Source organism: Shewanella electrica (assembly GCF_022321485.1).
Lineage (GTDB): Bacteria > Pseudomonadota > Gammaproteobacteria > Enterobacterales > Shewanellaceae > Shewanella > Shewanella electrica.
Map to the genome: position 1 here is coordinate 220,822 of NZ_JAKOGG010000004.1, position 24,906 is coordinate 245,727.

Annotated in this window: 18 protein-coding genes and 1 riboswitch; of the genes, 5 read left to right on the forward strand and 13 right to left on the reverse strand. The window is 49.9% G+C overall.

Translation table 11 applies throughout. From position 1 onward, the window contains the following. The 4 genes from L9G74_RS07920 to nadK form a co-directional block, all read right to left on the reverse strand. Nucleotides 1-744 (reverse strand): (Fe-S)-binding protein, encoded by a 744-nt coding sequence (locus L9G74_RS07920; RefSeq protein ID WP_238895762.1) that lies wholly within the window; start codon nt 742-744, stop codon nt 1-3. 287 nt (nt 745-1,031) lie between these two features. Beyond that, complete coding sequence (locus tag L9G74_RS07925; RefSeq protein ID WP_238895763.1) at nt 1,032-3,836, reverse strand: FAD-binding and (Fe-S)-binding domain-containing protein; 2,805 nt, start codon at nt 3,834-3,836, stop codon at nt 1,032-1,034. An 82-nt stretch (nt 3,837-3,918) separates the two neighbouring features. Further along, a complete protein-coding gene (locus L9G74_RS07930; RefSeq protein WP_238895764.1) occupies nt 3,919-5,562 on the reverse strand; it encodes an L-lactate permease in 1,644 nt (547 codons plus the stop codon). Between the two features lie 656 nt (nt 5,563-6,218). Continuing rightward, nucleotides 6,219-7,097 (reverse strand): NAD(+) kinase, encoded by an 879-nt coding sequence (gene nadK, locus L9G74_RS07935; RefSeq protein WP_238895765.1) that lies wholly within the window; start codon nt 7,095-7,097, stop codon nt 6,219-6,221. Between the two features lie 92 nt (nt 7,098-7,189). On the opposite strand from nadK, the gene grpE reads away from it, so the two are divergent. Continuing rightward, on the forward strand, nt 7,190-7,831 hold the full coding sequence (grpE, locus tag L9G74_RS07940) for a nucleotide exchange factor GrpE (protein WP_238895766.1): 642 nt from the start codon (nt 7,190-7,192) through the stop codon (nt 7,829-7,831). Nucleotides 7,832-7,958: 127 nt separating this feature from the next. On the opposite strand, the gene L9G74_RS07945 is transcribed toward grpE, so the two are convergent. The 7 genes from L9G74_RS07945 to L9G74_RS07975 form a co-directional block, all read right to left on the reverse strand. Further along, nucleotides 7,959-9,671, reverse strand: a complete 1,713-nt coding sequence (locus tag L9G74_RS07945) for a proline--tRNA ligase (protein WP_238895767.1) — start codon at nt 9,669-9,671, stop codon at nt 7,959-7,961. Between the two features lie 128 nt (nt 9,672-9,799). Then, nucleotides 9,800-10,465 (reverse strand): acyltransferase, encoded by a 666-nt coding sequence (locus L9G74_RS07950; protein ID WP_238895768.1) that lies wholly within the window; start codon nt 10,463-10,465, stop codon nt 9,800-9,802. After that, nucleotides 10,465-11,217: a tRNA (N6-threonylcarbamoyladenosine(37)-N6)-methyltransferase TrmO gene (tsaA, locus tag L9G74_RS07955; protein WP_238895769.1), complete on the reverse strand. Its 753-nt coding sequence runs from the start codon at nt 11,215-11,217 to the stop codon at nt 10,465-10,467. The genes L9G74_RS07950 and tsaA overlap by 1 nt, the downstream gene beginning before the upstream one ends. A gap of 15 nt (nt 11,218-11,232) precedes the next feature. After that, the gene (gene rcsF, locus L9G74_RS07960; protein WP_238895770.1) at nt 11,233-11,610 is read right to left on the reverse strand and encodes an Rcs stress response system protein RcsF; all 378 of its coding nucleotides are present in this window, start codon (nt 11,608-11,610) and stop codon (nt 11,233-11,235) included. A 78-nt stretch (nt 11,611-11,688) separates the two neighbouring features. Next, nucleotides 11,689-12,963 (reverse strand): amidohydrolase family protein, encoded by a 1,275-nt coding sequence (locus L9G74_RS07965; protein WP_238895771.1) that lies wholly within the window; start codon nt 12,961-12,963, stop codon nt 11,689-11,691. Beyond that, nucleotides 12,960-15,998, reverse strand: coding sequence for an amidohydrolase family protein (locus L9G74_RS07970; RefSeq protein WP_238895772.1), 3,039 nt, complete (start codon nt 15,996-15,998; stop codon nt 12,960-12,962). Before L9G74_RS07970 ends, L9G74_RS07965 begins: the two co-directional genes overlap by 4 nt. Nucleotides 15,999-16,156: 158 nt before the next feature. Then, nucleotides 16,157-16,555: an H-NS histone family protein gene (locus tag L9G74_RS07975; protein WP_238895773.1), complete on the reverse strand. Its 399-nt coding sequence runs from the start codon at nt 16,553-16,555 to the stop codon at nt 16,157-16,159. Between the two features lie 292 nt (nt 16,556-16,847). Here L9G74_RS07975 and L9G74_RS07980 point away from each other — a divergent pair, with 292 nt between their 5' ends. The 3 genes from L9G74_RS07980 to L9G74_RS07990 all read left to right on the forward strand — a co-directional run bounded on the left by L9G74_RS07980 (nt 16,848) and on the right by L9G74_RS07990 (nt 20,442). Beyond that, nucleotides 16,848-17,597, forward strand: a complete 750-nt coding sequence (locus tag L9G74_RS07980) for an electron transfer flavoprotein subunit beta/FixA family protein (protein WP_238895957.1) — start codon at nt 16,848-16,850, stop codon at nt 17,595-17,597. A 1-nt stretch (nt 17,598) separates the two neighbouring features. After that, nucleotides 17,599-18,522 (forward strand): electron transfer flavoprotein subunit alpha/FixB family protein, encoded by a 924-nt coding sequence (locus tag L9G74_RS07985; RefSeq protein ID WP_238895774.1) that lies wholly within the window; start codon nt 17,599-17,601, stop codon nt 18,520-18,522. Nucleotides 18,523-18,600: 78 nt separating this feature from the next. After that, a riboswitch (Lysine riboswitch) is annotated at nt 18,601-18,784 on the forward strand. Nucleotides 18,785-18,858: 74 nt separating this feature from the next. After that, complete coding sequence (locus L9G74_RS07990) at nt 18,859-20,442, forward strand: Na+/H+ antiporter NhaC family protein (RefSeq protein WP_238895775.1); 1,584 nt, start codon at nt 18,859-18,861, stop codon at nt 20,440-20,442. A gap of 99 nt (nt 20,443-20,541) precedes the next feature. Here L9G74_RS07990 and L9G74_RS07995 read toward each other — a convergent pair whose 3' ends face one another. After that, nucleotides 20,542-22,716, reverse strand: a complete 2,175-nt coding sequence (locus L9G74_RS07995; RefSeq protein WP_238895776.1) for a M3 family metallopeptidase — start codon at nt 22,714-22,716, stop codon at nt 20,542-20,544. 235 nt (nt 22,717-22,951) lie between these two features. On the opposite strand from L9G74_RS07995, the gene L9G74_RS08000 reads away from it, so the two are divergent. Continuing rightward, the gene (locus L9G74_RS08000; RefSeq protein WP_238895777.1) at nt 22,952-23,530 is read left to right on the forward strand and encodes a thymidine kinase; all 579 of its coding nucleotides are present in this window, start codon (nt 22,952-22,954) and stop codon (nt 23,528-23,530) included. Between the two features lie 70 nt (nt 23,531-23,600). Here the strand turns inward: L9G74_RS08000 and L9G74_RS08005 are convergent, their stop codons facing one another. Further along, nucleotides 23,601-24,740, reverse strand: coding sequence for an FUSC family protein (locus L9G74_RS08005; protein ID WP_275297313.1), 1,140 nt, complete (start codon nt 24,738-24,740; stop codon nt 23,601-23,603). Nucleotides 24,741-24,906: the final 166 nt, after the last annotated feature.

The window sequence follows — 24,906 nt, forward strand, 5'->3', positions numbered from 1 at the left end:
TTAGATAGCGTCGTTGAGAATTTGCGCCAGATGACGCGTTTCAATCGGCAACTTGAGGCGGCGGATCATGCCGTCTAAGTGCATCAGGCAGGACGGATCATAGCCAACAACATAGCGCGCGCCAGTGTTGGCGTGCGCCGTTGCTTTGTCCTTGCCCATTTTGGCCGATACGGCGCCCTCATCCATGGCGAAGGTGCCGCCAAAACCGCAGCATTCATCGTGCGGTTCGGGGTAAACCACTTCAATATTTGGGACTTTATTGAGCAGTGCTTCGAGCTTGTTGTACTCCGGTGTCATCGACTCAGTGGCTTTTGCCAGTGTTAACATCCGCAAGCCGTGACAGGACATCTGCATACTGACTTTGTATGCGAGCGGCCGTTTGAACTCGCCAACCGGCGCAATATCGTGCAGAAACTCGGTCAGTTCATACAGCTTGTTGAGCACCGCTTGCGCTTCGGCGGAGTTATCAAACTCGTGGAAGTTTTCTTTGGCAGCGACCAAGCAAGAGGCGGCAGGGCAGACGATGGCGTCACAGTCGACCCCTTTAAACGCGTTCAACAGTTTGAGAACGGTGCTGCGTGCTTCGTTGAAGCAACCGGAGTTGGTCATCGGTTGGCCGCAGCAGGTTTGCCCTTGTGGCAGAATCACTTGGTGCCCCAGTTTCTCGAGTAATTCTAGTGTGGCGATTGCCACTTGGGGCATTAGCTGATTCACCAAACAGGGAATAAATAATGCAATTTTCATGGTTATTTCCTTAAGTGCTTTTACACGACAAAACAACGTGGTACTGGCTGATGGCAGTTTGTGAGCTGCTCGATTTATTCAGTGTTAGCGCAATACGTTGTCGAATATATACCTTTCATTTTGTTAGCTAAAGTGCTTAATCAGTAAATGATTAAGTGGATTTTCTCATTTTTGAGAAATAACTAACCCAATGAAAATAATGACTAAATTTATATTTATTTTTGGGTGTGAATTTTTACTATTGCATAAATGAAAAGAGGAGCCGTAGCTCCTCTTGTCGCAGCAAATTAGCGGCTGCACTCTTCTAACAGATACGCCAGATGGCGATACGAGATACCGCTGTGATGGCTTAAGCCCACTTCACACATGCGGTTAGCGTAGTAGCCTTCTTGCACCTCGGTTGGCAACAGCTTCTTAATATTGCGCAGTGCCGTTTCGTTGATTTCAGGTTTGTATAACCCTTTCTCACCGGCATAACCACAGCATGTGATGCCTGCTGGGCGCACAATATTGCTAGAGCAGGCTGCCGCAATCGCTTCCATCTTCGGCTCAATATGCATCTTGCGCGCTGAGCAACCTAAGTGCAGCGCCACGGCGGATTTTTTCTTGATGGTGAGTTTTGGCATCACTTCATCATGAATAAAATCCACCAAGTCGAGGATCTTAAACTCTGGGTTGCCTGTTAGCGTGCGATAGGTACATGACAGCGCATCAATCACAATCGGGATTTCTCCGTTGTTCGAGATGTCGCGCAGTACGCCGATCAGTTCATCACGCTTGCCGTTGGCGTTTTTAAAGTCACCTTTAGACTCCCACATCTGGCCGCAGCATAAACTACGGGTTTTAGGCGGGGTGATGACGTTAAAGCCAGCGCGTTCCAACAAGGTGACGGTAACATCCGGCAGGGTGCGGTCGTCAGGATCTTGCGGTGTTTTACCAAAGGTACGGCCACCACAAGCAGCAAAGTAAACCACACTTGGCTGACCCGCGATTGGCGCTGATGGCTGTGGCAGATTGCCGCCTTTAGGGAAATCAGGATTCCAGTACGGCACTTCGCTAGAGATCATCCGGCCCGCTTTCATCAAACCGCCAGTGATGCTATCGCCAGTGACTTTATGCAGCACGTTGAGGATGTTAAAGCCGGTGGCTAATGCGGTATTTACTGCGCCCCAGTTGTTGGCTTGGAAATCGAGCACTTTTTGCTGGGTGCTAGTAATGTACGGCGTGCGCAGCTTACGCACCAAGTTGCCCATGCTGTTATCCACCGGACAGGCGATGGTACACAGCTGACAGGCGGCACAGGTATCGACCACGTCGTATTTGGCCGCTGCCCGCATTTTCTCCGCACCGTCTTTGTCGCCTTCACTCTCTAAGCGAGAGATCTCACGCAAGGTGGCAATACGTTGCCGTGGTGTCAGGTTCAACGCGGTGGTTGGACAGGTTTTTTCACAGAAACCACATTCGATACAACGGTCAACAAAATCATCGACTACCGGACAAGGTTTGATGTTTTTGATGTGCACGGTTTTATCGTCGTTGAGGATAACACCGGGGTTCAACAACCCTTGTGGATCGAAAACCTGCTTGATGTTTTTCATCAAGGTGTAGGCTTCGGTGCCCCATTCAGCTTCCACAAACGGTGCTACCGCACGACCTGTGCCGTGCTCGGCTTTCATTGAGCCATCGTACTTATTGATCACCATATCGGCGACATCATCCATAAAGTTATGGAAGCGAGTGATATCGTCTTGGGTGGCAAATGTTGGTGTAATGATGAAGTGGAAGTTACCCGCTAGCGCGTGGCCGTAGATCACCCCTTCATGATAACCGTGTTTATGGAACAGCTCGGTTAAGTCATGGGCGGCGCTGGCTAAGTGCTCAACGTCAAACGCCACGTCTTCGATAATCACCGAAGTGCCTTTTGGACGGGCACCACCAATGATGGGGAATAAGCCTGAACGCATCGCCCAGTATTTGCCATACACCGCAGGATCTTTACTGAAGGTGATAGGGCGTTCGGTTTCCAAGAAGGCCAGTTTTTCAATCACATCTTTGGTGTAGCCATCAAGCACCGCTTCGTCGTCAGAGCGTGACTCAATCAGCAGAATGGCTGAGCCTTCGGGGAGTGAAGCAATCCAATCTGGCATGCCGGGTTTACCGGTCACCGCTTTGATTGACGCCCAGTCGAGCAGCTCTGCCGCGGCAACACTGTCGCCAATAATTGGCGGAATGGCACGCGCAGCATCTTCCATATTGAAAAATACCGCCATGGCGGAGGCTTTATATTTGGCTTCAATCACTGTGTGATAAGTGACTTCGTTAACGAACGCTAACGTGCCTTCGGCGCCGACCATGATGTGCTCGATAATATCGAACGGATCTTCATAGTCGACCAGCGCATTGAGGCTGTAGCCGGTGGTGTTTTTGATGGCGTATTTCTTACGGATACGCGCCGCCAAGGTTGCGTTACCACGCGCCATTTCACCGAGGCTTTTAACTTGCTCTAGCAGGTTAGCGTGAGTTTCACGGAACACTGCTTTTGAGGCTTCGTTACCGGTATCTAACTCAGTGCCATCAGCCAGTACTAACTTGACAGATTTAACCGTTTGATAGCTGTTTTGCGCCGTACCGCAGCACATGCCAGACGCATTGTTGGAGTAGATCCCACCCACCATCGCTGATGCGAGCGTTGCCGGATCTGGCCCAATTTTTTTGTTAAACGGTTTGAGTGCAGTATTGGCATCGCTACCAATAACGGCGGCACCTAAGGTAATGGCAGACGCGTCATCGTTGATTGTTAAGGTACGGAAACCGTCAAAGCCCAACATCAACAAAATACCTTCACCAATCGCTTGGCCTGACAGGCTGGTGCCAGCGGCGCGGAAGGTAACAGGTGCTTGGTGTTTTCTTGCAACAGCAAGTGTTTGTTTTACTTGCTCAAGATTTTCTGCATGCACTACCACCTCAGGCACTATGCGAAAATAACTGGCGTCGGTTGACCAGGCAAAACGGCGCACAGGATCATCACTAACCGCGCTTTCCCCCAGAGAGTGACGCAAGTCCTGTACTACTGCTTGATAATTAATAGACATAATGCATCTCTTTATACATTGAACTCACTGAATTGGCGGAAACGACATGGGTTTCCGCTCGGCGTTATTATTCAGTTGGCTGTTAATATCCGCCCCAAATAAAGGCGATAGTCCCAGCCAGTAGTGCATAGCAAATCGCCACTGGCATTGTTTTGCGGATGATTTCAGATTCGCGCCCAGCCATACCCACCACGGTGGCTGCTGCAACGACGTTCATCACGCACAACATGTTACCGGCGTTGGCGCCCATGCCCTGAAGTGCAAGAAATAGTGTGTGATTGCCACCGATTTTATCGGCGACACTGTACTGCAAACCGGAGAACATCATGTTGGAGAAGGTGGCGCTACCAGACAAGAACGCACCAAAGATACCGACAATCGGCGATACCCACTCCCACACAGAACCCAGAGAACTTCCTAACAGGTTAGCTAGCGCCACCGGCATCGACGACAAACTCGCATCGTTAGTGCCTGAGTTGAGGAAGATTTTTACCATAGGCACTGATGCACCTAAGGAAATGATGGTTGGCACCATGGATTTACATGACACTGCCACCGAGGTTTTAATGGCATGACTGTTCATTTTGAACAGGAAGAAGCCCAAGATGCACACCACCACAAAGAAGATGCCCGGTGCGTACAAAGTGGCAAAACTTGCTTTTAAGCTAGTGCCCATAATATCGGTGACACTGATATTGAAGCTGTTCAACCATGCTTTAAATGGCGTAACCACCCGAGACAATACCAGCAGTGCCGCCATGATTAGATAAGGTGTCCACGCCGCGAATTGCGAGAAGCGGACTTCGGTTTGCTGCGCTCCGTCTTCATTGGCATCGTTTTCGGCGAAGTCATTCCACGGGGTTGCTGGCAGTAACCAGCCTTTACGTGCTACGGGAATTACAATTGCCATACCAATCAATGCACCAATCACTGACGGGAACTCAGGACCGGCGAAATAGTTAATCGTCCATGCGGGAATGGTGAAGGCAAAACCGGCGAACAGCGCAAATTTCCAAATGGCTAAACCTTCTTTGAAAGACTTGTTACGACCAAAGAAGCCAGTTAACACCGACACCATCACCAACGGGATCAACGAGCCGATGATCAAGTCCATTGAGATCATATGGTGGGCGATAAACTGCGCATAACCGGCAAAGTTGCCGCCGTGCTCTGCGAAGTAACCGCTGGCCATGCTGGTACCGTTTTGAATTAAGCCTTGCTCCATACCAAAGGTCACCGGCAGGCCAATGGCGCCAAACGACACGCACACTGAGTCACCAATCAGTGCCACGACGGCGGCGGCAACGGGCGGAATACCGAGTAACACCAACAGTGGCGCCCCAATCGCCGCTGGCGTGCCGAAACCGGCCGAACCTTCAATAAACGAACCGAACAGCCAGCAGATGATGATCACCTGCACCCGCGCATCGGCACTGATATTGGTAAAACCGGCGCGAATGGTATCCATTGCACCGGAATATTTGAGGGTGTTTAACAGGAACACTGCACCGAAGATGATGGTGAGCGGCGTGATGGCTGACAACAGCCCTTCAACCACCGATGCCGCCAACATGTTGGTGTCCATTTGCCACACAAATATAGCGGCCAAAGCGGTGATTAATGCCGAAATTGGCATAGCTTTGGAAGCAGGTAAGCGCAATATCACCAGGAACAGCATGACGCTGATCACCGGGCTTAAACTAGCGAGAAGTTGCAGAAAGCTCATTGTTGCCCCTTTATTATCATGTTGCTTTGTTATGTGTTATTTGCCCGGCTTCCCCACACGACAACTACCGGTCATTTTTTAATTCAGCATAATCTTTATCAATTCAGGCCACACCAACATGATCTGGATCATCTTGCTAGGGAGGAATTTGGACAGTTTTTATCAATGAGAACTTAAGCTAAAACTGAAACAGAGTGAATGTGACATTAGTCGCAAAATAAATTGGCGTTTAATTCTGTAAAAGAATTTACCGATGGATTTTTATTCTGATTATTAATTTACCCCCACTAATTAGCTGCTTTTTGCAATAAAGTGATCTGGTTATTTCATCCGAGGTGTAAAGCTGGCGGTTTTTTACAAAAGCGGAATGTGATCCATATCACTCGCAGTTGGCGATTGTTAAATATGTAAAAACTGAATAAGTAATATAAATAAAGTTAAAACAGCAGGTTACCGCAATAAAAAACGCCGCTTCGGTAAGATGGCGGCGTTTAAAAGGAAGGGGAAATCTCGGCGTTTAATTGCTAAATGTAATTAACTATCAAAAGTTGGTGTTATCTGTTTGAAAAAAACACGGTTGTTCACGCCACTTGGCAACATCAGCAACACGGGTAGGTCGTCTGCTCAACCGCAAGCTAACTTAAAACCTCGATGGCTTAGAATAGCTTACTGCCCCAACCGAGCTTATTACGCAGCACGTGGAAGTAATTGTGCCCTTTAGGATGGATCAACTTCAGCTGTTCACTGCTGCGCTGGATAATAATCTCATCGCCTGGCAGCACGGCTAAGGTCACATGACCATCACAGCCGACTTCTAACGGCTCGCCATTGTGCGGCGACACTACCAACTTAATGATGCTGGAGGCATCAATCACAATCGGGCGGCAGGAGAGGGTGTGCGGAAACATGGGCACTAAAATCAATGCCGCCAGATTCGGCGTCAAAATCGAGCCGCCAGCAGACAATGAATAGGCAGTTGAGCCTGTTGGCGTGGAGACAATCATGCCGTCGGCACGTTGGCTATACATGAATCTGTCGTCAATATAGACTTCAAATTCAATCATATGCGCGATTTTACCCGGGTGGAGTACCGCCTCGTTCACCGCCGTATTACAGGCTTTGACTTCACCGTGACGATACACTTTGGTTTCCAGCAAAAAGCGATGCTCAATCTCGTAGCGGCCCGCTAATACCTCGGCAAGCGGTTCTTCAAACGCATCGGGAGACAGATCGGTTAAGAAGCCAAGATTGCCGCGGTTTACACCGATGACCGCGATATCAAACCGTGCTAACACGCGAGCCGCGCCCAGCATATTACCGTCACCACCCACCACAATTGCCAGTTGGCAGCGTTCACCGATTTCAAGCAAATCGACCGCTTCGACCTTGGCACCAAGCTCTGATGCGACTCGTTCCTCCACCAGTACCTCGTACCCTTTTTGATGCAGCCAATGCAGTAAACGCGTTAACGTTTGCTGGGTGCCTTGATGGTGAGGTTTGCCGATGAGGCCAATGGTATGAAATTCCGAGGTCATAAAATTAACGAGCCTAGGGTTGAAACAGCTAAATTGATCCCCATAATATGCGCAGAGTATGCAGAAACAAAGCATTTTTAGCTGGAGTGAAAATGAGCAACGAGTCATCAAAAGCAGGACAAGAGCAGGTTGAAGAAGTGGTAGAAACTGTTCAACAAACTGAAGCAAGCGCCGCCGAAACTGTTGGTGAAAACGTCGCTGACGTGATTGACGAGCTGACCCAAGCAAACTTCCGTATTGAAGAGTTGGAACAAGCAGTCGCTGAAGCCGAAGCCAAAGTGGCCGAACAAAAAGATTCGGTACTGCGCGCCGCTGCTGAAGCAGAAAACGTGCGCCGCCGTGCGGCATTAGATGTTGAAAAAGCACACAAATTTGCTTTGGAAAAGTTTGCTAACGAGCTACTGCCGGTTATCGACAACCTAGAGCGTGCGCTGGCTGGCGCAGACAGTGCCGATGAAGCGAGCAAACCACTATTTGAAGGTGTGGAGCTGACGCTGAAAACCTTTATCAGTGCGGTTGAGAAGTTTGGTGTTAAAGCAGTTAACCCAGTGGGTGAGCCATTTAACCCTGATCAACACCAAGCGATTGGCATGCAGCCAAGCGCTGAATATCCGGCCAACACCGTAATGTTGGTGATGCAAAAAGGTTACCTGCTGAATGAGCGTCTGTTGCGCCCAGCAATGGTGATGGTGTCTCAAGGCGGCCAAAGTGCCAGCGTTGATACCCAAGCTTAAGCGTCGATATTGATGAAAAATGCAGCCAACTGGCTGCATTTTTTTATGCTGAATTTGTGAGATGGTGCAAATAAAAACGCCCCGGCAAGCGGGGCGTTTTATCAGCATTGCTTAATGCGTCAGCGAATTAGCATACTGCGTTTTTGATGAACTCAACAATTTGGTCCATCGGTACGTCTTGTTTCTCACCGGTGCGGCGGTTTTTGTATTCAAACATGCCGTTGTCGATGTTGCGGTCGCCAATCACGATGGTGTGCGGAATACCAATCAATTCCATATCGGCAAACATCACACCTGGGCGTTCTTTACGGTCATCGAACATCACTTCAATACCCGCGTCTGCAAGGTCTTGATACAGCTTCTCAGCAATATCGGTCACGCGATGTGACTTGTGCATGTTCATTGGCAGAATGCCCACTTTGAACGGTGCAATCGCATCAGGCCAAATGATACCGCGGTCGTCGTGGTTCTGTTCGATAGCGGCAGCCACGATACGGCTCACGCCCACACCGTAACAACCCATCAGCAAGGTTTGTGCTTTACCGTTTTCATCCAATACGGTGGCGTTCATCGCTTGTGAATAGCGTGTGCCCAATTGGAAGATGTGGCCCACTTCAATACCGCGCGCAAAGGCGTAAGTGCCTTTGCCATCTGGTGTTGGTTCGCCTTCAATCACGTTACGGATATCAGCCGCTTGTGGCATGGTCACATCGCGATCCCAGTTGATACCGAAGTAGTGTTTACCGTCTTGGTTAGCACCGGCGCCGAAGTCGCTCATTACCGCCACTGAGTGGTCGATAAATACTGGCATGTTCAGACCTATTGGGCCTAATGAACCAGGGCCTGCGCCAATGGCGGCACGGATCTCTTCTTCAGTGGCAAATTCCAGCGGCGACAATACGCCCGGCAGTTTGTCGGCTTTGGTTTCGTTCAGTTCGTGATCGCCACGTACCAGCAGCGCAACCAATGGCGCTTCTTCAGTGTCGCCACGGACGATCAGGGTTTTCACGGTTTTCTCAATCGTTAAACCGAACTGTTCAACCAGCTCTTCAATGGTTTTAGCGTTTGGTGTATCCACCAAGCTCATCTCTTTTGTTGCTGCAGCACGTGTGCTGGTCGGCAGTGGTGCTTCAGCTTTCTCGATGTTAGCAGCGTAATCGCTACCAGTGGAGTAAGCCAGCAAGTCTTCACCGCTTTGTGCCAATACGTGGAACTCGTGTGACATGCTGCCACCGATAGAACCGGTATCGGCCAATACTGGACGGAATTCCAGCCCTAAACGCGCCAAAATGTTGGAGTAGGCTTGGAACATTGCTTGGTAAGTGGCATCCAGAGTTTCTTTATCCAGATGGAATGAGTAACCATCTTTCATCAGGAATTCACGGGCGCGCATTACCCCAAAACGTGGACGGACTTCGTCACGGAATTTGGTTTGGATTTGATACAGGGTTAGTGGTAACTGCTTGTATGAGCTGATCTCTTTACGGACTAAGTCAGTGATCACTTCTTCGTGCGTTGGGCCGAGTACGAAGTCACGATTGTTACGGTCAACAAAACGCAGCAGCTCAGGGCCAAACTTATCCCAACGGCCTGATTCAACCCACAAGTCACCCGGTTGTACCATCGGCATCAGAATTTCAACGGCGCCAGCTTTTTCCATCTCATCGCGCACGATGGCTTCGACTTTGCGCAGTACACGCAAGCCACTCGGCAACCAGCTATAAAGACCAGCAGCGTTACGACGGATCATACCGGCGCGCAGCATAAGTTGATGACTGATAACTTCTGCGTTGGCAGGGGTTTCTTTCTGTGTTGATAGCAGGTATTGGCTAATTCGCATTTACCTAAAGTCCCATGTGATTTTGATGGGCGCCATTTTATCACCTGCTTTGAGCTTGTCACCCAACGCTGGCGGCTTAGACGCAATTTTTTCGTGTATCGGTGTTATTAATTCGCGGTCAAAGCAACTTAGTCAGTGCTGTGCTGCTGACTATCCGCTTTGGTCGCGGGTTTATCGCGGCGATCACCAATGATGTGCGCCGGGTTGCCAGCCATGATGGCGTAAGCGGGTACATCTTTAGTGACAATCGCCCCCATGCCAATCACGGCATGGTCGCCAATGGTGACGCCATCGACAATGCCAACTTGGGCGCCAATCCACACATCGCGGCCAATGACTACGCCCTGAGATTGGCTACTCTGCTGGTAAATCGGCATATCCGGTGCCATGCCGTGGTTAAAGGCGTAGATGGTGACGTTATTGGCAATACGGGTTTGGTCGCCAATGATCAGCCCTTTGCCGCCGCCATCGAGTGAGCAACCGTGGTTGATGCTGACTTCGTTACCGATAGTGATCGGCCCATGTAAAAAGCAGTTGGCGGCAATCATGCACTGATTGCCAATGCTGATGCCACGATTGGGTTCACCAAACAGTTGTGCTTCTGGCGCGATAAAGCAGTTGTCACCTATGGTGACGGTTTCCAGTTGCTGTAGCTCGGCTTGGATCTGCTGCTGCCACGGCTTAGCCCAAAGCAGATGTTTCGGCTTCAAGCGATACCACAGCCACGGCATCCAACTTAGGCGCTGTTTGTGCTGGGCAATGTAGTCGTCAGCTGTGGGCTTGGCAGCGGGCATCAGTTGGCTTCCTCTGGCGCAGCTAGGCGTTGCAGCGGCGCATCAACAATATCTACCACCTCAATGCCGTGTTCACGAGCAAACCAAAAGATGTCCAGATCATACAGTGCCACTTGGTAGCGCTTAGGATCATCTTTGGCCTTTTTGTAGGCTGGACGTGGATCTTGCGCCAATACTGCGCTGATCAACTCGGCCAGATGTGGGTACTGATTATCCAATTTAGCCAGCTTAGTTTTGGCTAACTCATTAAAACTGACTGCTACTTCTACCGGCGGCTCTTGGGCAATGCCCGCGTGCGCTGAGGTGATGGCGTCGGAAAACGGAATATAGGGTTTGATGTCGATAATCGGCGTGCCGTCGAGCAAGTCCATGCCGGAAATTTCCAGCTGCACTTTGCCTTTGTGTTGGCGCACGCCATGCAACTTCACCACCGATTGACCAATGCCGTTGGGGCGGAAAGTCGAGCGGGTGGCGAATACGCCGAGTTTTTCATTGCCGCCTAACCGTGGTGGTCGCACGGTGGTTTTCCAGCCTTGGGCCAGGTTTTCATGAAAGGAGAACAGCAACCACAAATGGCTGTACTGCTCCAAGCCGCGCACGGCGTCGAGGTGATTATAGGGCGGAACTAATTCCACATAGCCGCGGATAAAGTCGACTAAACCGGGCTGACGTGGAATACCAAACTTTTGTTTGTATGGGGTGCGACAAAACGCCACCGCTTCGATGCGGTTTTCAAAATGTTCTGTGGTCAATCAAATCACCGCTAATTATTGGCCGCTAACTTTGATGGCTTGGCCAATACACAAAGTACGGGTAAAACAGCCTTCTGCTGGCTCAGGAATAGCAGCGCATTTTTGCATGATAATGCCGTTGGCATTTTTATCGGCCGCTTTACGGCGAGCATCGGTCCGTGCGTTGGCAACGCTGGCGGGTGAGGCATTTTCATCAATTTGGCAATCGGTGCCTTCAATCATCCCCAGTGCGGTGTACGGTGCATCAGGCATGCGGTTTTCGTACAAGGTGACTTGCGATGGTTTGAAGTAGTTATTGATCTCATCTTTGTCGAGATTGGAATGAAAGGTGTAATTACTACAGCCACTGAGTAACAGCAGAGAGAGTGATACAACGGGAAAAGCGACTTTCATGGCTAGCGGCCTCTAAGTAGTTGAGTACCTTTTGAAATGCTCCCCAGTGTTCTGGGGAGCTACATAAGCCAGGGTACTCTAGCGAGTAAGGTATTTATGATAAAGCTGACGGTGGCGATTGTTCAAATCAACTTTACGCCCGTCGATATAAAGCGCTTCAATTTTGCCAAATGCAGGGTCGAGAATATCGCCACTGCTGATGACAATGGAACCGGCATAACCCACGGCTAACGCGCCTAAATCTGATGCGCCAACGATCTTGGCCGCATCTAAGGTAATCGCTTTTAGCGCTTCGTCAGTGGTTAAGCCCCACGCCACAGTTTGTGCAGCGGCCAGTGGCAGGTTGCGACTGTCCCAATCATCACTGAAACCAATGGCGAACGGAATACCCGCCGATTTCAATAATGCTGGAATTTTAAAGGCTTGGCCGATGGGCTCATCGCTACGCTCTGGCAGATCCAACATATGGGTGTAAACCACGCTGGCGTGCATTTCATTGAGCACATCCGCGGAGCGCCACGCATCATAACCGCCCACAATCACCAGCGATAGCTGATATTTTTTGGCGATAGCGGCTGCGTCTTCAATCGCTTGTTGTTTGTCGGCATGGACAAACAACTTACCACTGCCATCAAACAGCGACAGCATCGCTTGCCAACGTTCATCGGGCGTTTTTATCTGCTTCGCTTTGGCCGCTAGGGCGTAACGATAGGCGGACTGAAAGTGTTGATCGATATCTTTGATTTTTTGTTCATAAGCGGCTTTCGCTTTGGCTTTTTGCTCGTCGGTTTTGACGCCCCAACGTGGCATGGTGGGCCAGTTGAGATGCACTTGCACCGCGGCTCGATGCACTGCGTCTTCTATGGTCCAACTGTCAAGATTGACCAGCGTAGATTGTCCTGCCAGCCCATCACCGCGTGGCACCACTTGTGCGTAAGCAATGCCATTGGCGCGCACGGTGGGGATTAACTCCGAGTCGGGATTGAATGCGGCTCCCGCCTCCAGTTGTGGATTATCGGTACCGACATCTTCCGTATCATCAGTGGAGCGAACGTAAGAGATCTCCACTAAACCCAAGGTGGTGTCTAACGCGACTAATCCCGGATAGACATGTTTGCCGCTGGCATCAATGACGGTGGCATTGTCGGCACTGAGCTGTTGGCCAATGGCGGCAATTTTACCGTCTTTTAGTAGCAAGTCGGTTTGCGGTTGCACGCCATTGAGCACGGTATGCAGTGTGGCATTTTTCACCAGTATCGGTTGGCTTTGTGGCGCGGCTGGCACCATGTCGTGCGCCTGTGCACTACATACTGCGCCCATAATAAAGGCAATGGTTATGGATAAGCGCATCATAGAGCCTCCTGCTGCTGGTTCCATGCGTGGAAATCGGTATCACAATGCCAGATTGGCTCGGGTGGTTTGCGGCTGGTTTCGCCCTGTTTGCGCGCATCATCGCTGCTGAGCACTTTTTGGATCAGCGCGGCTTTTTCTACGGCGATAGCTTGTGTGCGTTGCTCATCGGCGGCGCGGTCAAAATAGCGTTTACCGTCAATCCATACCGCTTGCGTTTTGGCGTAAGCAGACAGCGGATTATGATCCCACAGCACTAAGTCAGCTTGTTTGCCTTCTTCGATGGAGCCGGTCAGTTGGTCAACGCCAAGCTGCTTGGCCGGATTAATGGTAACCATCTTCCATGCTTCTTCCGGTGGCATATCGCAATACATGATCGACTTGGCGGCCTCTTGGTTGAGGCGCCGCTGCATCTCGTTGTCATCGGAGTTGATCGAGGTAACCACGCCTTTGCGGGCCATTAAACAGGCGTTTTGTGGAATCGCGTCATACACTTCGAACTTATAAGCCCACCAATCGGCAAAGGTTGAGGCCATGGCACCATGGGCTGCTAATTCTGGCGCGACTTTGTAGCCTTCAAGCACGTGGGTGAAGGTTTTGACGCGAAAATCGAACTGCTCGGCTAAACGCAGGAACATCAAAATTTCTGACTGCACATAAGAGTGAATATGTACATCGCGCTGACTATTGAGCACCTGTTCAACTGCTTCTAAACGCAGGTTAGGGCGAGGCTCTAGCGTTTTACGTTTGTCGCGTGAGCGCAGCTCTGCATAATCATCGCGTTGCTCATGGTATTCACGGGCGGCGTTAAAGGCATCGGTAAACAGGGCTTTCACGCCCATGCGGGTTTGTGGAAAACGCTTGGTAAAGCGTTCGCCCCAGTTACTCTGCTTAACGTTTTCACCCAGCGCAAATTTGATACCGGGGCGCGCCTGTTCAAATTTGAGCCCTTCGGCGGTTTCGCCCCAACGTAATTGAATCACTTGTGACTGGCCGCCAATCGGGTTGGCACTGCCGTGCAGCAGGTTAGCGGTGGTCACCCCGCCTGCCAGTGAACGATAAATCGCTACGGCATTCGGGTCGACCACATCACCGATGCGCACTTCTGCGGTAACCGCATCGGTGCCTTCGTTCACGCCGCCATTGATAGCAATGTGCGAGTGTTCGTCAATAATCCCTGCCGTCAGGTGCAAACCGGTGGCATCAATCACTTGGTAGCCTGATGGTGCATCGAGATCTTTGCCGATACGGCGGATTTTACCTTTGGTGACCAGTACGTCCGTGTCTGGCAAAACGCCTTGTGCAGCCGAGGTCCACACGGTGGCATGTTTGAACAGCAGATTTTCCTGTTGCGGCAGTTGTTCCACGCCAAATGCTTGCAGCGGATGTACCAGCTTGCTGGCGTAGCTTGGCGCTGGTGGAGTGTTACTGGTTGTGTCGTTGGCTGTTGTTGCTTGAACTTGGCCATTAATCGGTTCGACACTACCATCAGCAGTAATCAAGCGGCCTTGAATGCCTTGTTGATCACGCCACAGGCTCATTCTGCTGACGCCAGTTAATCCAGCTTGGCTTAACTCGGCACTAAATGACACCCGTTGTTCATCGGCTTGCAGGTGCTGTAGCTGAACGTCTTCATCTCCAGCGGTGAGGGTGCCGGTAACACTGCCTTTTGCTGGCACGTTGAGGTTGAGTGTTAGTTCCAGTTCACCAACCCTGAGTTGGTATTCGCCTTGCCAAACATGGCCTGATGGCAGCAGCTTGTGCTCTTCACCTTGAGTCCATACGCTGACAATATGACCGTCTGTAAACAAATTGCCTTTGGCGATGACGAGGTCTGCCATGTAGCCGGGGGCGATTTTACCCACCATATTGTCGATACCTGCCGCTGCGGCCGCATCGGTGGTCAGTGCTGCGAGGGCTTGTTGTTCGGATAATCCAGCCGCGACCGCCATTTTTAAGCGAGGCCAAAAGGCATCGGCATCAATGCCATATTGCGTGAAGGCGAACGGAATTTTATGAGCGGCAATGGTGGCAGCGTTGCTTGGGGCGCGCTCCCAGTGACGTAGACTTGCTAAGCTAGTGTTGTTAGCACTTTCTTCGGCGGTAACATCCGGTGCTGCTGGGTAGTTTAGCGGTACAATCAATTGCGGCCGATACTGCTGTAACTCATCAATACGCGCATATTCCTGACCATTACCTAATAAGTGCACCGGTAAATTTTCTTCATTCAATAATTTGGCGGCACGTAGTTCACTATTCAGGTCATCGGCGGCAAATATGGCACCGGTTTGTTTAACATTCGCCAACGCCTCAAGGGCAATATTAAACTCGGGGGCGGCAATCTCAGGGTAAGATTTTGCTTTAGCCACACTTTCGTTATACCAGCGCGCATCACTAAATGTTTGTCTTATTAACGCCATGCTGCCCATTAATGAGTCGGGATAATCCTGTGGCGAGCTACCTTTATCAAAAGAGATAAAGTGATGAGTGCGTGCTTTATAAATCACTTGATTGGCGGTTTTATTGGCCAATGAAACACTCACACCAGTGCCGCGAAATATGCCATCCATAACGGCACTTTGCACACTGGTAAAACCGTTGCAGCGCCATTTTTGTGCATCTTTATCGTTAGGATAGATATAACTAAACCACTCTTTTTCTGCATGAATTGCGCCGTTAGCCGCATTACCGCCAATACGTTTTATCTCATATATCGGTGGCTCATAGGTTTGTTTTTCTGGCGTATATTCAATACCGTAATTGGTATAGGGATCAATAAAACCCGGATAAACCGTGTAACCATTTAGATTAATGGTGAAGGCACCGGCTGGAACATCATTGTCTTTAACAATGGCTTTAATTCGATTGTTTTCGATCAACACGGTTGCGTTGCTGAGTTGTTTTCCCGGTGCCAGCACCACGGTGGCGTGGGTCAACGCGGTGAGCTTGGGCGTATTGTCGTTCTGTTGCCCGTCTCCAGCGTAGGCAATCGAGCTTGCCGCTGATAGCAGCGCGATTGGAAGTAGTGATATTTTCATCTAAGCATAGACCCCTAAAATATGTAGCATGAAACTGCATACAAGGTACCTTAGCCAAAATGTAAAAGCTATGCGATAAATGTAAGGAAAATGGTTATGGTTGGTTTTGGTAATGCATAAAAAAAGCCCCAAATTGGGGCTTTTTATTTATCGAATAATTAAGCTTTTTCGATAAGGAATTCGTCCATTGAATGACCGTTGTCCACTTGAGTTTTGAACACGGTTGGCATACGGCCTTGGCCTGTCCAAGTAACCATCTCACCATCAACTTCAATTTGATATTTTGGTGGACGTGGAGCGCGTTTTTTAGTTGGTTTAGCCACTGTAGCGCCTAAATCTTCTACAGACAGACCAACAGATTCCATTTGCTGACGAATCTCTTCAATCTTAGCGATACGCGCTGCTTGCAGTTTCTCTTCTTCTTTAGCTTCTTCTGCACGTTCTTCGATAACTTTTTCAAGTTTTTCTGCAACAGATTTCAGCTCTTCTACGCTCAAATCTTTAACAGCAGCTTTAAAGCGGCGACCATGGGTCAAAATATCTAGAAATTCGCTCATTAAATTTTCTTCCCTTAATTAAGGTTGGCAAGGACATATGGGTAAATAATAGAAATAAGATGTGCTGGAATCAAATAAAATTATCTTCATAAAGTGATCTTTTTATTTTTTTAGGAATAATTCGCTTAATTGAGAATTAAAAGTGCTAGAACTATTTAACCGCGCGGATAAAGTATTAGCATATTAAAGTTAAACAATTGTTTGATTTCTTGTTGACGTGAACGTAAACGTGACATAAAGTCAGCGATAATGTGTAACCGTCAACAGCACTGGTGACTTGAAGGACTGAATGATGAAAGTATTAGTGGCAGTGAAGCGGGTTGTCGATGCCAATGTGAAGGTGCGAGTGAGCGCTGATCATAGCGGTGTTGAGCTTGCCAACGTCAAAATGGCGTTGAATCCCTTTTGTGAAATTGCGGTAGAGGAGGCGATTCGCTTAAAAGAAGCGGGTAAAGCCTCTGAAGTGGTCGTCGTAACCATTGGCACCAGTGCGGCGCAAGAGCAACTGCGTACGGCATTAGCCTTAGGCGCAGACCGTGCCATTCATGTCACCACCGATGCAGAGTTGGTGCCGCTGTCAGTCGCTAAATTGTTGTTAGCGGTACAGCAGCAAGAGCAAGCGCAGCTGATTATCCTCGGCAAACAATCGATTGACGGTGACAACAACCAAACTGGGCAGATGTTGGCGGCATTAGGAAAATTGCCGCAAGCGACTTTTATCTCTGAAGTTGAAATGATTGATGGCGGCGTTGCGGTCACCCGAGAAGTGGACGGTGGCGTACAAGTGGTTAAATTGCCACTGCCTGCGGTATTAACTACCGATTTGCGCTTAAACGAGCCGCGTTACGCGACCTTGCCCAATATTATGAAGGCCAAGAAAAAGCCGCTCGATACCGTCACAGCCGAGTCACTGGGCGTAACCTTGAAAACGCATCAGCAAATATTGAGTGTGACGCCACCAAAAGCGCGACAAGCTGGGGTCATGGTCGATTCTGTCGCGGCGTTAGTCGATAAATTGAAAAATGAAGCGAAGGTGATTTGATATGGCAGTGTTAGTAATTGCAGAGCATGACAATCATCAACTGAAAGCAGATACCTTGAAAGCGGTGAGTGCCGCTAGCCAACTCGATGGTGATATTCATCTGTTAGTCGCCGGTAGCGATTGTGCCGACGTCGTCAGCGCCGCCAGCCAACTCGCGGGCGTCAGTAAAGTTTTCGTGGCTGAACATGCTGTTTATCAACACCAACAAGCGGAAAATATTGCGGAGCTTATTGCCGCGAATGCCGCCAGCTACAGCCATATTTTGGCGGCGGCGACCTCGTTTGGTAAGGATGTGCTGCCACGTGCCGCTGCTTTGCTGGACGTGGCGATGGTGTCCGATATTGTCGAAATCGTTGATGGTGAAACCTTCGTGCGACCGATTTATGCGGGCAGCGCACTGGCAACTGTAAAAAGTTTAGATGCCGTCAAAGTGGTCTCTATTCGCAGTTCGGCATTCGATGCGGTAGCGCAAGGCGGTAATGCGGTCACCGAAACGCTGCCACAGGTATTTGAGCCACTGAGCGAATTTGTTAGTAAAACAGCCATCGCCTCTGAGCGTCCAGAGCTAAGCAGTGCCAATGTGGTGGTCTCCGGCGGACGCGCACTCGGCAGCGCAGCCAACTTTGCCTTGATTGAACAGCTGGCCGATAAACTCGGCGGTGCCGTAGGGGCGTCACGCGCGGCGGTAGATGCGGGTTATGTCGCTAACGATCTGCAAGTGGGGCAAACCGGTAAGATTGTGGCGCCATCGCTGTATATCGCGGTGGGGATTTCTGGTGCAATTCAACATCTTGCGGGTATGAAAGACTCAAAAGTGATTGTTGCTATCAACAAAGATCCACAAGCGCCGATTTTCCAAGTGGCTGACTATGGATTAGAAGCGGATCTATTTGAAGCCTTGCCGAGTTTGATAGAAATGATTTAATCTGTGCGCTAAATGCAGAGGCGGTTCAGGATTGTCCTTAACCGCCTTTTCTTTTGCGTCAGCGTCTACAACCTGGATGCTGACAGTAGAGGTGCGCTTACTAAGAGTAATGGCAAGCAGGTGATTCCGTTTGATGTGCCATGAAAGGAGTAAGCGCCGAAGCAGCTAGACGTGTCAAATCTACTGCTGGGGCTGTCGTCGAATAGGGGCAGCCTTGTCATGGTTGGTTGAGCATTCAACCCCGTGGAGCGCTACTGTATCAGGTTTGGCTGTTTTGCCTCGATATGCCGTTGCTCTCCATTCTGCAAATACTGTTAACAAAAAGAATAACGACATATGACCATTACCAGTTATGCCGACTCGGCATTATCTATTCTTCCCCCCACTATCGCGATTGTTCTCGCTATTGTTACCCGCAAGGTTTTAGTTTCTTTAGGTGTTGGCATCTTGGCTGGCATTTTATTGCTAAACCAATGGTCGATAATCGACAGCGGCAGTTACTTGGCGACAAAGGTCTCTGGACTATTTTGGACAGCTGGCCCTGAGCATTTTTTGCAAGGTGGTCAAGCCAATAGTTGGAACCTGTACGTGCTGGGCTTTTTGATTTTACTTGGCATGATCACCGCCTTGATCACCACCAGTGGTGCGGCGCGCGCTTTTGCCGAATGGGGCAAACAGCATATCCGTAAACGCCGCGATGCCAAGATGCTCACCATGTTTTTAGGCGTGGTGATCTTTATTGACGACTATTTTAATAGTTTGGTGGTGGGCAGCATCTCGCGGCCGTTAACCGACCGTTATTACATCTCACGCGCCAAGTTAGCTTACCTGCTGGATTCTACCGCGGCACCGGTTTGTGTGATTTCCCCAGTATCTAGCTGGGGCGCGTACATCATCGCCTTAATCGGCGGCATTTTAGCAACACACGGTATTGACGATATCGGTCATCTGGCTGCCTTTGTGGAGATGGTGCCGATGAACTTCTACGCCATCTTTGCACTGCTACTGCTGTTTATGGTGGCTTATTTTGAACTAGATATTGGCCCGATGAAACGGCATGAGCAGGCGGCTCGTCGCGGTCAGCTCTTTGATGAAACCAAAGGTAATCCACCCGGAGCGGCGGTGGAACTGAGCGAGGCTGATGGTGGCAAAGTACGTGGCTTGTTTTTACCAATCGGTGTGTTGGTCGGTGCGACCATCTACTTTATGTTGTCATCAGGTGCCAATGCGTTAGCTGACAAGGGACTAACGTTTAGCTGGATCGGCGCATTTGAACAAACTGATGTGGCATCATCACTGTTTTACGGCGCCTGTGCTGGGTTATTGATGACGTTGGTATTGGCAATTGCACAACGTTTGCCATTGGCGAGTATCGCTAACGCCCTGTGGGTTGGGGCGAAATCTATGTTGCCTGCAATCTATATTCTGCTATTTGCATGGACTATCTCAGGCGTTATTGGCGCCTTAGAAACCGGTAAATATATGGCGAGTCTTGCCTCGGGCAATATTCCTTTCGCCTTGCTACCGGCGGCGTTATTTATTCTGGCCGGGCTCACCGCGTTTGCGACTGGAACGAGCTGGGGTACCTTCGGCATTATGCTGCCGATTGCGGCGGATATGGCGATGGGCAGTCACGCATCAATGTTATTGCCGATGATGGCGGCGGTATTATCTGGTTCAGTATTTGGTGACCATTGCTCGCCGATTTCAGATACCACGATTTTGTCGTCCACTGGGGCGAGCTGCCATCATATTGATCACGTAACCACGCAATTGCCATATGCGCTGCTGGTCGCTGTGTTATCTGTGGGTGGCTATCTGGTGATGGGCTTTACTGATTCGGTTGCCGCCGGTTTAGCGACCTGTAGTGTGTTGTTTATTGTGGCGTTGTTTTGGTTGAAAGCCCGCAGCAGCCGATAAATTAGCGCCATCTTGCGGATAAAGAGAAGCGCAGCATTTTGCTGCGCTTCTTTTTGTCTCAAGCACCACTGCTGACAGAAGTGCTTGTTAGCCCAGTGATTACAGCAGGCCGCGACGTTTTAGCAGACCGTCAGTGGTGGGTTGCTGACCACGGAAGTTTTCATAAGCTTCCATCGGCGGCACGCTGTTGCCCACTTCACGAATCGTTTTGCGGAACTTCATGCCGATGTCGCGGTTAAGTCCGCCTTGAGTTTGCACGTAAGCAAAGGCATCCGCCGCCAAAATCTCACTCCACATGTAGGCGTAGTAGCTGGCGCTGTAGCCCCCGGGGAAGGCGTGGGCAAAGTAGCTTGAACGATAACGTGGTGGCACCGCAGCGAGGTTTACGCCATGTTTAGCCAGTGCTGCTGCTTCAAACTCTGCCACATTTTGCAGTGGTGTATCGGCTTTCAAGCTGTGCCATTCCAGATCCAGCAAGGCCGCTGACATATATTCCAGCGTGTCAAAGCCCATGTTAAAGCTACGAGAGCGCAACAGTTTATCGAGCATGTCAGCCGGTAATGGCTCGCCAGTTTGGTAGTGTTTTGCGTAGTTGGCTAGCACGGTTGGGTGACCGGCCCAGTCCTCTTCAAAGGTGGATGGAAACTCAACAAAGTCACGTGATACTGCCGTGCCAGACAAGCTTGGGTATTTCACTTTTGAGAACATGCCATGAGTGCCGTGGCCAAGTTCGTGGTACATGGTGGTCACTTGGTCGTAGCTAACAAAGGTTGGTTCGCCGTCTGGCGCCTTTTGAATGTTCATCACGTTGACGACTACTGGCTTTTGGTTCAGCAGTTCGCTTTGACGCACAAACGAACTCATCCACGCGCCACCACGTTTGCCTTCACGCGCAAAGTAGTCGCCGTAGAAAATCGCCATGCTGCTGCCATCGGCATCAAACATCTCCCATGCTTTCACATCTGGGTGATACACCGGCAGGTCCGGTCTTGGTTTAAAGGTGACGCCGTACAGCTGATTCAGGGTGAAGAACACGCCATCTTCCAGTACGCGGTTGAATTCGAAGTAAGGTTTGAGACTGTTTTCATCGAGATCAAACTGCGCTTTACGCACTTTCTCGGCGTAGTAGGCCCAATCCCACGGCTGCAATTCAAAGTCGGCACCAGTTTCAGTGATCATCGCTTGAATCGCGGCAGCTTCTTTCTCGGTGTTTTTCACTACCGCTGGCACCATTGAGCCAAACATATCAAACACGGCTGTTGGTGTTTTGGCCATTTGTGGCGCTAGGCGATAAGTGGCCCAGTTGTCATAGCCTAGCAAGGTAGCTTTTTGCGCGCGCAGTTGTGCTAAACGTGCTACCAATGAGGTGGTTTCGTTGTCGCCGCTGAGACCGCGAGTCGACGACGCTAGCCAAATCTGCTCGCGCAATTCACGATTGTTCAACTCAGCCAATATTGGTTGACGCGTGGTGTTGGTCAGGTTCAGCAGATATTGTCCGTCATGACCGGCGTCTTTGGCATCTTTGGCGGCATTGCGAATGGCTGCTTCTGACAGCCCGTCGAGCTGGGCAACATCCGCCACCAATACGGCGTTTTCTTTAGTCAGCTTCAACAGACGTTGTTGAAACTCGTTAGTCAGTGTCGATTCTTCTTCGTTCAGCGCGCGGATTTGCACTTTCTGTTCGTCAGTCAGTTGCGCGCCTGCTAGTACGAAGCGTTGATGGTAAACCTCAATCAAACGCACTTGTTCTTTGGTTAATTCTAGCTGTTCGCGTTGCTGATACAGGCTGTCGATACGGCTGAACAGTTTAGCGTTCAGATGAATATTGTCCGTGTGTGCCGCCATTTTTGGCGCCATGTCGCGCTGAATGCGGCGGATCTCTTCATTGCTGTTTGAACCACTGAGATTGTAGAACACGGCCGAGGCACGGCTGAGCAGGGCGCCTGAGCGTTCTAGTGCGTCGATGGTATTATCAAAAGTTGGCGCGTCAGTTTGCTCGGCAATCGCCAGCACTTCTTCCATCTGCGCGGCAATACCAGCTTCTAATGCCGGTTGGAAATGTTCAGTTTTTATCGCGCTAAAATCTGGCGCTTCATATTGCAGTTGGCTGGCAGTGAACAGCGGATTTTGTTGAGCATTTGGTGCTGTATCTGGCGAGGTTGCTGGAGCTTCAGCGGCAGTATTCGTGGTGGTTTGTTGAGACTCATCAGATTGAGAACATCCAGTAACGAGCAACAGTTGCCCGAGCATCACGGCAATTAGCGTCTTGCGCATTTTATTATTTTCCTTTGGTTAACGGCGGATCAGTAGCGCAAGCTAACAATTAGGCGTTAAGCCAATCTTAATCAACCGTTTGAGCTGACGATGCTCGTCACATTACATGTATTAAAAATGTAACAAATTGCTTTAAAACGCGTGGCACTGGGCGTTTATCGTGATTCGTCGCCACTGATTTTTTAGCGAAAACAGGGTAAGATGGCCGCCATTGCGAATTACAGGAGCGCCAGTTTTGGCTCAGCTTTATTTTTACTATTCGGCGATGAATGCCGGTAAATCCACCTCATTGTTGCAGTCATCTTATAACTACCGTGAACGCGGCATGCACACCTTAGTGCTGACCCCCGCCATTGACGACCGTTTTGGTATGGGCAAAGTTGCCTCAAGAATTGGTATTCAATGCGAAGCCACTATCTTTTCGGCGGCGGATGATTTGGCCGAGCGGATTGCCGCTGAACATGAACGGGAGTTTTTACACTGTGTGCTGGTGGATGAGTCGCAGTTTTTGAGTAAAGATCAAGTGAAACAGCTGGCTTATGTGGTGGACTGCCTCGATATTCCGGTGTTGTGTTACGGTTTACGCACCGACTTTCAAGGCGAGTTGTTTTCTGGCAGTCAGTATTTGTTGGCGTGGGCCGATAAACTGGTGGAGCTAAAAACTATCTGCTTTTGCGGCCGCAAAGCCAACATGGTGGTGCGTCGCGATAGTCAAGGCAACGCCATTAAAGAGGGCGCTCAGGTGGCGATTGGCGGCAATGAAAGTTATGAGTCTGTTTGCCGTAAACACTTCCGCGAACTGGTGTGGGAGTAGCCGTTAGGCTGCGTTAGACCTTTCTGTATCAAGCTCTACAGGTTAACGCCGGTAGAGCTTTACCTCGCTATCATTCCTGTTGTTTCGATTTCGGCGATGGCTTGGGTTTGAGCCCGACACTGGCGAGTAGCCGAGCCTTGTGGCGATAGGCGGCAACTAACTTATCCAATTGGGTATTAATGCCGGTTAACGCCAAGGCCAATTGGAAAATCAACCAGCTGTAGCCGTTGAGGATAAATGCTGATTGTGCCGCATCACTGCTGTTCATTGGTGCTTGCTGTTGCAAGATCATCAACTGTTGCTCCAGTTGGTAACTAAACCCCGCAGGCAGAGCTGGCTGTTCAGCTTGCTTGCCCAACATGTAGTCGGTGAGCTGCAACAAGTGTTGTTGCATGGTTTGGGCAAACTGCTGGATTTGTTGCAGTGCGGCTTGATCGGTGTGGGTGAGTTCGGCTTGCAGTAGCAGTTCCAATAGGGTGATAACCCGTATTTGCTCATCGGCCAATTCTGTGACGGTTTCCGCGTGTTTTTTGAGTGTTTGGCTTTCCCATTCGAGCGAGAAACGCAATTTCTTCTGCGCTAATACCGCCTTCATGGTGTTTTCTAACTGAGTGCGTGCGGCTTTGTTATCGGTATGCTCGCTCAAGTGCGCTTCGAGTACTTTTGCCATTAACGAAAACGACTTTGCTAGCTGAGCACGCCAGTCTTGTTTGGCTTTAATCGGCAGCACAAATAGCGATACTGATACGGCGACCACACAGCCGATGAGAATATTGGCCGTGCGCCACAAGGCTTCCGAAGTGTCGTGGTTGGCATCACCAATCACCATGATCATGGTAAAGCCCGTCACAAGATAAGCGTAGCTGTAGCGACCGGCGTTAAGAAAACACACCACCGCCACACCGAAGATCAGTAATCCCATCATGTGCCAATACTGCTCAATGAAGATCACCAGCAACACGCCGTAGCTAGCGCCAATCAGAGTACCAATCGCGCGTTGTAGTGATTTTTCAATAGCACCGCCTACCTGAGGCAAACCCATCATGATGATGACAATCGTCACCATCGCCCAGATAAAGTGCGGCACCGGCCAGAAGCCATTAATGACGGCCACAATCGACAATGCCAAGGCGATTTTGAAGGTATGAACGATTCTAGCGTAACGGTAAATAAAGGCTGACAGTCGCGAAGCTTGTTCAAACACGGTCAATATTCCGTTGTTTTGATACTTTTGAAAGATAAGTAATTATTGCAGATTGTTGCGTTTAAAGCGCCGTCTATTGCCGTGAAAGCTAATCTGACGGCGGCGCTTTTGGAGGCAAAATGAGTAGAATGTGAATCGTATCACGTCACTACCGCTATTCGAATGAACTAGC

Coding starts and splice junctions, on each gene's coding strand:
- L9G74_RS07920 (WP_238895762.1), bottom strand. CDS start 744: ATGAAAATTGCATTATTTATTCCCTGTTTGGTGAATCAGCTAATGCCC.
- L9G74_RS07925 (WP_238895763.1), bottom strand. CDS start 3,836: ATGTCTATTAATTATCAAGCAGTAGTACAGGACTTGCGTCACTCTCTG.
- L9G74_RS07930 (WP_238895764.1), bottom strand. CDS start 5,562: ATGAGCTTTCTGCAACTTCTCGCTAGTTTAAGCCCGGTGATCAGCGTC.
- nadK (WP_238895765.1), bottom strand. CDS start 7,097: ATGACCTCGGAATTTCATACCATTGGCCTCATCGGCAAACCTCACCAT.
- grpE (WP_238895766.1), top strand. CDS start 7,190: ATGAGCAACGAGTCATCAAAAGCAGGACAAGAGCAGGTTGAAGAAGTG.
- L9G74_RS07945 (WP_238895767.1), bottom strand. CDS start 9,671: ATGCGAATTAGCCAATACCTGCTATCAACACAGAAAGAAACCCCTGCC.
- L9G74_RS07950 (WP_238895768.1), bottom strand. CDS start 10,465: ATGCCCGCTGCCAAGCCCACAGCTGACGACTACATTGCCCAGCACAAA.
- rcsF (WP_238895770.1), bottom strand. CDS start 11,610: ATGAAAGTCGCTTTTCCCGTTGTATCACTCTCTCTGCTGTTACTCAGT.
- L9G74_RS07965 (WP_238895771.1), bottom strand. CDS start 12,963: ATGATGCGCTTATCCATAACCATTGCCTTTATTATGGGCGCAGTATGT.
- L9G74_RS07970 (WP_238895772.1), bottom strand. CDS start 15,998: ATGAAAATATCACTACTTCCAATCGCGCTGCTATCAGCGGCAAGCTCG.
- L9G74_RS07975 (WP_238895773.1), bottom strand. CDS start 16,555: ATGAGCGAATTTCTAGATATTTTGACCCATGGTCGCCGCTTTAAAGCT.
- L9G74_RS07980 (WP_238895957.1), top strand. CDS start 16,848: ATGAAAGTATTAGTGGCAGTGAAGCGGGTTGTCGATGCCAATGTGAAG.
- L9G74_RS07985 (WP_238895774.1), top strand. CDS start 17,599: ATGGCAGTGTTAGTAATTGCAGAGCATGACAATCATCAACTGAAAGCA.
- L9G74_RS07990 (WP_238895775.1), top strand. CDS start 18,859: ATGACCATTACCAGTTATGCCGACTCGGCATTATCTATTCTTCCCCCC.
- L9G74_RS07995 (WP_238895776.1), bottom strand. CDS start 22,716: ATGCGCAAGACGCTAATTGCCGTGATGCTCGGGCAACTGTTGCTCGTT.